General features: G+C 75.2%; 6 protein-coding genes. 1 reads left to right on the top strand and 5 read right to left on the bottom strand.

The features are described 5' to 3' along the window. On the bottom strand, positions 1 to 1,611 hold a 1,611-nt coding region (locus tag AB0G13_RS18780), incomplete at its 3' end, for an RING finger family 4 domain-containing protein (protein ID WP_357875764.1). 206 nt (positions 1,612 to 1,817) lie between these two features. Between AB0G13_RS18780 and AB0G13_RS18775 the strand changes: the two genes are divergently transcribed. Then, a complete protein-coding gene (locus AB0G13_RS18775) occupies positions 1,818 to 3,107 on the top strand; it encodes an MFS transporter (protein WP_357875762.1) in 1,290 nt (429 codons plus the stop codon). Positions 3,108 to 3,198: 91 nt separating this feature from the next. On the opposite strand, the gene AB0G13_RS18770 is transcribed toward AB0G13_RS18775, so the two are convergent. From AB0G13_RS18770 to AB0G13_RS18755, 4 genes are read right to left on the bottom strand one after another with little or no spacing between them, the layout of a single operon-like run. Continuing rightward, a complete protein-coding gene (locus AB0G13_RS18770; RefSeq protein ID WP_357875760.1) occupies positions 3,199 to 4,182 on the bottom strand; it encodes a nitroreductase in 984 nt (327 codons plus the stop codon). Further along, positions 4,183 to 5,271 carry a hypothetical protein gene (locus tag AB0G13_RS18765; RefSeq protein WP_357875759.1) on the bottom strand — a complete coding sequence of 363 codons (1,089 nt, stop codon included), beginning with the start codon at positions 5,269 to 5,271 and terminating at the stop codon, positions 4,183 to 4,185. Beyond that, positions 5,268 to 5,708 (bottom strand): DUF4188 domain-containing protein, encoded by a 441-nt coding sequence (locus AB0G13_RS18760; RefSeq protein ID WP_357875757.1) that lies wholly within the window; start codon positions 5,706 to 5,708, stop codon positions 5,268 to 5,270. Before AB0G13_RS18760 ends, AB0G13_RS18765 begins: the two co-directional genes overlap by 4 nt. A gap of 3 nt (positions 5,709 to 5,711) precedes the next feature. After that, positions 5,712 to 7,292: a phenylacetate--CoA ligase family protein gene (locus AB0G13_RS18755; RefSeq protein ID WP_357875755.1), complete on the bottom strand. Its 1,581-nt coding sequence runs from the start codon at positions 7,290 to 7,292 to the stop codon at positions 5,712 to 5,714. Positions 7,293 to 7,336 lie beyond the last annotated feature (44 nt).

The following is a 7,336-nucleotide window of genomic DNA, read 5'->3' as shown; positions in this document are numbered from 1 at the left end:
GGCCCGGGCGGCGGCGCGGGCCCGCGCGGTCGCCGCCAGCTCGGCGGCCGTCGCCCGTACCGTCTCGTCCCGGCCGGCCAGTTGGGCCGCGGCCGCGGCGAGCACGCCGGGTGCCACCCGGGCCGCGGTCCGGTGCATGGCCGTCCCGATCGCGGCGGATGCCGCCGGATCGTCCCCGGCGACCCGCAGCAGGTGGTCGAGCCGGCGCCACAACTCGCCCGGGCGTTCGGTGAGCAGGCGGGCGGCCCCTGCCACGTCGCCGCCGGTCAGGGCCTCCTCCACCAGGGACGCGTGGGTCCGTAGGCGGACGGTGACCGTGTCGCCGGGATGCTCGGTCAGCAGCAGGTGCCGGGGCTCGCGGGCGCAGGCCGCCACGATGGCAGCGCCGAGGGCACTGGCGCGGGTCGCGCGGGTGCCGCGCAGCGCCGCGAAGGCGACGGCCGCCGCCGGGTGCGCGGCCACCTTCTCGTACGGGTGCAGCCGCTCGCCGAGGCGCTTCCAGACGGCCGGGTGCCGGCGCAGATCCTCCGCCGCGACCGCGGCGCCACAGGCGTCGAGCCGCGCGAGAGCGGCGCGCCGCAGCGGCCGGGGCAGGGCCCGCACCCGGGGCCCGGGCACGACGACGGCAGGCTCGTGGACCGGACGCCAGGTCGCGCCCGGAGCCGCGGACTCGTCGTCCCGCCGCGGCAGGACCAGCCCCGGGTCCCCACCCGAGTACGCCCACAGGGTCCGCGCCACGTCCGTCGCGGTCGACCAGCGCTGCCCGGCGGCGGCGACCAGGTCGTGCTGGCCGGGGGTGCCCGCCGTGGCGTGCAGCGCCCAGGCGATGACCAGCGCGAGGGTCTCCCGCGCGGGCACCGCCTCGGGCAACCAGTCGAGGCGGCCCGGCGCGGTGGATCTCACCAACACCTCGAGGTCGGCCCGGTCGGCCTCGCTCAGCGCGGCAGGCCGGGCGACGAGCTCGTCCCGGAGCCGGACCGCAGCGCCGACCGGGTCGGTCTCGAGCCCGGCGAGCCGCACCGGGAGCGGCGGCGCGTCCGGGGCGGCGCGCTCGCCCGCGTCCTCGACCGGCGCGGCGGCCCGCCGTGGCGGGCGGCGTAGCGGCGACGGGGGCGCGACGACGGTCAGGTACGTGTTGTCCGCCGCCAGCCGGCGGCCGCAGACAGGGCACGCGGTGACCTGCTCCGGCGGGAAACACGCCGGGCAGACGGGATGACCGCACGGGTCGAGCGGCGCGCCACCGTCCTCGCGGCCGCACAGCACGCAGGGCGCGCCGGGCACGGCGAACAGGTGGGTGAGCAGCCGCCGCACGTAGACCGCTTCGATGTCGCGCGGGGTGTCGGGGAACGCGCGGTAGAGCGGCAGCATCGGGCGGTCCGCGCCGACCATCTCGTCGACGGTCGCCAGCAGCCAGTCGGCCCAGCGGACGCGCACCGCCGCCGGCAGCCGGGCCGCCGCCGTACGCAGGTCGTCCCGGAGCAGCCAGCCACGATCGGCCAGATCGGCCTCGAGCGCGGCCACCCAGGCGGCGCCGTCGGCGGGAACGGTGCCCGTGCCCACCACCGCGACCCGGCCGGTGCGTCGCAGCAGCACCACGGCCAGCGCATCCATGCCCGCGACCTCCCCGTGCGAAGCGGTGGGCGGAGAGTCGCGACGCTAGTTTCGTCGGAAGAAGTGAGAAGGAAGCACCGCGGGGAGCCGCCCACCGCGGGAAGATCATACGAGGACGCCCGCCACCGGCACACCCTGGTTTCGCCATCGGTCGCCGGGCGCGCCAGGGACACCGCTCGTACGGGGGATCGGATTACCCTCGCCGAATGAGCCGACGCTCCGATCCGGTCCGGCGTCCCCTGTGGCGTGACCGCAACTTCGGCGCCTACTGGGCTGCGCAGTCGCTCTCCGCGGCCGGTGACTCGTTCGCCTACATCGCGGTGCCGCTGCTCGTGCTCCACGCGACCGGGTCGGTCGCCCAGATGGGCCTGCTCACGGCCGTGGCCGGCGCCGCGTCCGTCGGCGCGGGGATCTTCGGCGGCGTCCTGGTCGACCGGTACGACAGGCGGACCCTGATGATCGCCGCCGACCTGGCCCGGCTGGTGCTCTACGGCCTCATTCCGCTGGCCTGGCTCGGTGGTCCGCAGATCTGGCTGCTCTTCGTCGTGCTGCCGATCTGCGAAGCGGCCGGCATGGTGTTCCAGGTCGCCGCGGTGACCGCGGTGCGCAACCTCGTCGACCGGCCCAGGATCACCGAGGCCAACGGGCGCCTCCAGGCGACGTACGCGGCGGCTGCCGTGGTCGGGCCGCTGCTCGCCGGCGTGGTGTCGGCCCGGTTCGGCCCGACGGCAGCCATCGCCGTCAACGCGGCCAGTTTCGCCCTGTCGGCCGCCGGCCTCTGGCTGGTGCGGCTGCGGCAGTCGGACGAGAGTGCCGGGGCCGACGGCGCGGTGACGCGGGAGAGCCGGCTGGCCGAGTTCCTCGCCGGCGCGCGGTTCCTCTGGCGTCAGCCCGTGCTCCGCTCGCTGACCATCCTGCTGTCGGTCTTCATCTTCCTGACGTACGGCTTCACCGACGTCCTCGTCTACCACGTCAAGCACGACCTCGGCGGCTCGGACCGCACCGTCGGCACGGTGCTCGGGTTGGCGGCGCTCGGCACGATCGTCGGAGCGCTGCTGGTCGCGCCCCTGCGCCGCCGGCGCGGCTTCGGCATGACCTGGATCGGCGCGCACGCGATGTGTGGTCTCGCCATCGTGGGCATCGGCGTCGTCGGGAGCGTGCGGGGCGTCACCGTGCTGACCGCGGTCTACCTGTGCGGCGTCAGCGTGGGCGGGATCTGCTCGATGTCGCTGCGCCAGGAGATCACGCCCGACCACCTGCTCGGGCGGGTCACGTCGGCGTTCTGGAGCACGCACTACTCGCTCGGGCCGGCCGGCGCCGCGGTGCTGACCTGGGCCGCGGGCCGGTACGGCGTCCCGGCGGTCGCCCTCGTCGCGGGCGCGGGGTGTCTCCTGGTCGCGGTCGGCGGGCTGTTCACCCCGATCCGCCGGGCCGGCTCGGAGCCGGTGGCCCGCCACTCGGAGGCGCCGCGGGCCACGACCAGCCAGGCGTCCTGACCGGACGCCGGCCCTGCGCGTCAGGAGCGGGCGGTACTCGCCGACGCGACCGCGCCACCAGCGTCGTGGGGAACACCACCGTCGACGGGGATCAGCGGAGACCCTGCCCGACGCCACCGACCCGGCGCGCCGAGGGTGCCGCCGGACCCACCGGCCGGCCGACCCGCGCCACATGCAGCAGGCGCTCCGGCGCCACGCCCAGCAACGCCCCCAGCGTCTCGCGGGTGTCGGGCGCGTCGACGAGCTGGCTCAGCGGATGCGCCGCCAGCCCGGCCGCGTGCAGGGTCAGCCAGGTGCGCGCGAGCACCCGCCCGAACTCCACCTGTGTCGCGTCGTCCGTCCCGGGCGGTCCGACGAGGACGAGCGCGGCGCCACCGAGGGCGAGCGGGTTGCCGGACGCCGCCGCGAGGAGCCGGGACAGGCCCAGCCGGCGCAGTGCCGGGTACGCCGCCAGCGCCACCCGCAACGCGGTCGCCTCCCGCCCGGACAGACCCAGGCACCGGTCGGTGAGCCCGTCGGCGTGGTAGTGCGGGTGCGCCGGCGTGAGCCGCAGCCACGACCGCAACTCGCCGACCACCGCGGGATCCGCGTACGTCTGCCGGTCGGCGACCCGCAGCAGGCGGGCCAGCAGCCCGGCGTCCGGCACGGCCCGGACCGTCCCGCCCGACGCCCGCGCGACGGCGTCGGCGGCCGCCACCACCTCGGCGTCCGGGCCGGCCGAGAACCGGCCCCGGTGGGTGCGGCGGGTGAGCACCTGCGCCGCGTTGAACGGGGTGTCGTAGCGGTGCGGGGACGCCCGCAGCCAGCCCACCCGACGCTCGGCGACACAGTGGTCGGCGACGAACTCCATCCCCAGTCCGGCGTCCGCCGCGACGACCAGGCAGGTCTCGACGAAGGCGCCCAGGGAGAGCCGCAGGTCCCGCCCGGAGGGGTCGGCCGCCGGCAGCGTGTACGCCTGGTCCCAGCCCACCCGGATCGCCCCGGGCCGGTGGTCGAGCCGCCACGGTTGGGTGTTGTGCGCGCTCGGCGACCGCCAGCAGAGCGGCTCCAGCGCCCGGAACGCCGCGAGCTCCATCTACAGCGCCTTCTCGTAGAAGGTGTACCCGTGCAGCGGCCGGCCGCCCAGCGCCCGGTACTGCGCGGCCGAGGCCGGATTGTCCCGCCCGACGTAGGTGCTGCGCAGCGTCGTGTACCCGCCGGCGTGCAGGTTGCGACGCAGCGCGGCGGAGAGCAGCCGCTGGTATCCGCGCCCCTGGTGCTCGGGCAGCACCCCCTTGACGATCAACACCGCCTCCCGCCGGTAGCGGCGCCGCACCGCCAGCAGCCGGAGCTGGTTGACCAGGTTGAGGTTGCCGCGCACCCGGACCACGAACTCGCTGATGTCCGGCACGCACAGCACGAACGCCACCGGCCGCCCGGCCCTGCTCAGGTAGAGCAGCAGTGACTCGTCCAGCAGGTACGCGAGCCCGTCGGTCTGCCGGCGCAGCTGCGCGGCGGAGATCTCGGTGTAGTAGCCGAGCTGGGCGAAGGACGCGTTGAGCAGTTCGCGCAGCAGCTCGAGCTGGTCGGCGAGCCGACGGACGTCGCCCCGGTGCACCCTCAGCTCCGCGCCGTCCGGGTCGGCGCCGAGCGGCACGTCGTCCCCGGCGGGGACCGGGCAGATCCAGGTGTCCGACTCGAACCGCCGGCGGAACCCGTACGACTCGTACGCGCTCACGTACCGGGGCGGGTTCCAGGCGCTGTCGATGAAGCCCCGGTCGGCGTACCCGGAGGTGATGACCCCGCCCGCCTGGTTGGGCAGCAACGCGACCGGCCCGAAGAGCGCGTCGCGGTCGCCGGCGGCGTGGGCGGCGGCGGTGACCGCCTCGAACAGCGGTCGCGCCGCCGCGTCGGTGAACTCGGTGAGCCCGAAGAGCTGACACCGGCGGCCGAGCCTGGCGTCGAGGGCGGCGTCGGTGTGCAGGGTGGTGCGCCCCACGACGGCGCCGGTGCCGGCGTCGCGCAGCACGTACATCGGCACGCCGTCGCGCCACCACCGCCGCACCTGCTGGCGGGACGGCGGCACGAAGCGCGGCTCGCCGGCGTACACCCGGTCGGTGAGCGCCAGGAACTCGCGCAGGCCGCGCCGGTCGACGACCCGCTCCAGGCCACGCGGCGCGGTCATCGCCGCACCGCCGGTCCCACCGTCTCCGAGCCCAGCGGCGTGAACGTCGGGATGTGCCCCATCTCGGGGGACTCGGCCCGCCACAGGCCGTTGGAGTAGCCGTCGGGCTCGGCCGTGAAGAGCCGGATGAAGCCCGCGCTCGCGTTGCGGTTGCCGTCGGTGAGCCAGACCATCAGCTTGCGGTGGTGCCGGGACCGGGCGAAGCGCAGCATGGCCTCGCGGTCGGCGAAGAACGCGACGGTGCCGAGGGTGAACGGGAACTCCCAGTACACCCGGTGCCAGCGGTATCCGGACATGCGGCGCATGTCGCGGACCATCCGCAGCCAGGCCGGGAGGAGCCGCAGGATCGCCAGCGGCCCGCTGTAGCGGGTGGCGCCGAAGAACATGGCGCCGGCCTGGGCCCGCGCCGGGGCCTTGGAGAAGTCACGGGTACGCATCACTCAGCCCACCAGGTAGATGTTCTTGATCTTCTGTTGTCCGGCGAACGGGCCGGCGCCCGGTTCGTGCAGCTCGATGCGGAGATCGCCGGCGGCCGGGTCCTCGGTCAGCGACTGCGCGAAGTCGCGGGAGACCGCCGCCAGGTGCCGACGCACCCCGCTGCGGCAGGCGACGGCGAGAGCCTCACGCTGCGCCCCGGACAGCGGGCGGCGCAGTTCGAGGTGGACCACCGGCCGGGTCTCCAGCGTGGCGTCCTCGGCCAGCGCCAGGCAGAACCGGCTGATCTCGGCGGCGTACGGGTTGCCGGTGTAGAGGCCGTACTCCACGTCCTGCGGGTAGAGGTTGGCGCCCAGGTACGACACCGTCGAGTCGCGCCGGCCGAACAGCAGCAGCACCGGCAGGGTCATCCGCTCGCTGGCCAGCGCCGCGCGACACTCGGCCCAGCGCTGCGGGTCGCTGCGGACCAGGTCGAGGATCCGCAGGTAGCCGACGAGCAGCGCCTCGTCGCCGACGTTGTACCGCAGCCGCGGCTGGAGCACGTCGGGACCGGTGATCGTGCAGAGCAGTTCCCGGCGCTCGTTGGTCTCCAGGTAGGTGGCCAACGGGTTGTACTGGAACACCATCGGCAACCGCTGCTCGTCCCCGCCGAGCAGCGCCGCCCGCAGCTCGGGATCACTGCGCAGGCGTCGCCGCAGCCACACGGTGAACCGGGTCTCCGCGCCGATCCCGATGGTCAGGTCCGAGGCGCCGTACGCCGACCGGACCTTCAGGAACCGCTCCTCCAGGTAGCTGCGCAACGCCTCGGTCATCCCCTCTCCCCCACAGCTGGCGAAGATGCGGTGGCGCGCCCAGTCGAAGCCGTCGGCGTCGAGCCGGTCGCGCAGGTGCTTCAGGAACGGCGGGTACGCGGTCACCAGGTAGTCGAAGTCCGGGCCGAACTCGCGAATCGTGTCGACGATCTTGCCGAGGTCCGGGCCGGTGTTCTTGACCACCGCGATCCGGGCCATCGCGGCGCCGGTCGTCGTCCCGGTCGCCCAGGCGCCCATCGAGTAGGCGTTGATGACGAACGGGCGACGCATCGGGAAGACCAGGCTGGTGTAGCCGACGATGTCGCGGTGCACCGCGCGCAGTTCCCGCTCCCCGCGGGGCCAGTTGAAGGGCCGGCCCGACGAGCCGGCCGACTCGTCGACCACCACGCCCCGGGCCGGCAGCCGTCCGCCCCGGCAGCGCTTGGCGGCGTCGAAGGGGACGACGTAGCTCACCTTGTCGGTCTCCGGGAAGTCCCGCAGCCGACGACGGACCCCGGCCGGCCGGGCGCGCAGGTAGGCACGGTACGCCGGGACGTCCAGCGCGGCGAGCGCGCAGCCCGCCCGCGCGTTCGCCGCCGCGAGGAGGTCCAGTGTCGGGTGATGCCGCCTGGCCGACCACCGCCACCACGCGGGATGGCGACCGGCGAGCCGCACCGCCGCCCCGAGTGCCCGGCCGAAGAACGTCAGACGTGCCCGGCGCCAGCGTTCGCCGGCCGTCAGCCGTGGTGACGCGAGGGGGAACGGGTCGGCACGTCGGTGCAGCGTCTCGGTCATGTCAGAATCCTCGGCGGGTCTGGCCGAGGATGCCTGAGCTGGCG

Source organism: Micromonospora sp. NPDC023633 (assembly GCF_040640035.1).
In the GTDB taxonomy this organism is placed as follows: Bacteria; Actinomycetota; Actinomycetes; order Mycobacteriales; family Micromonosporaceae; genus Micromonospora.
The sequence above is the reverse complement of the archived record's forward strand: the minus strand, read 5'-3'. Positions and strand labels throughout refer to the sequence as shown.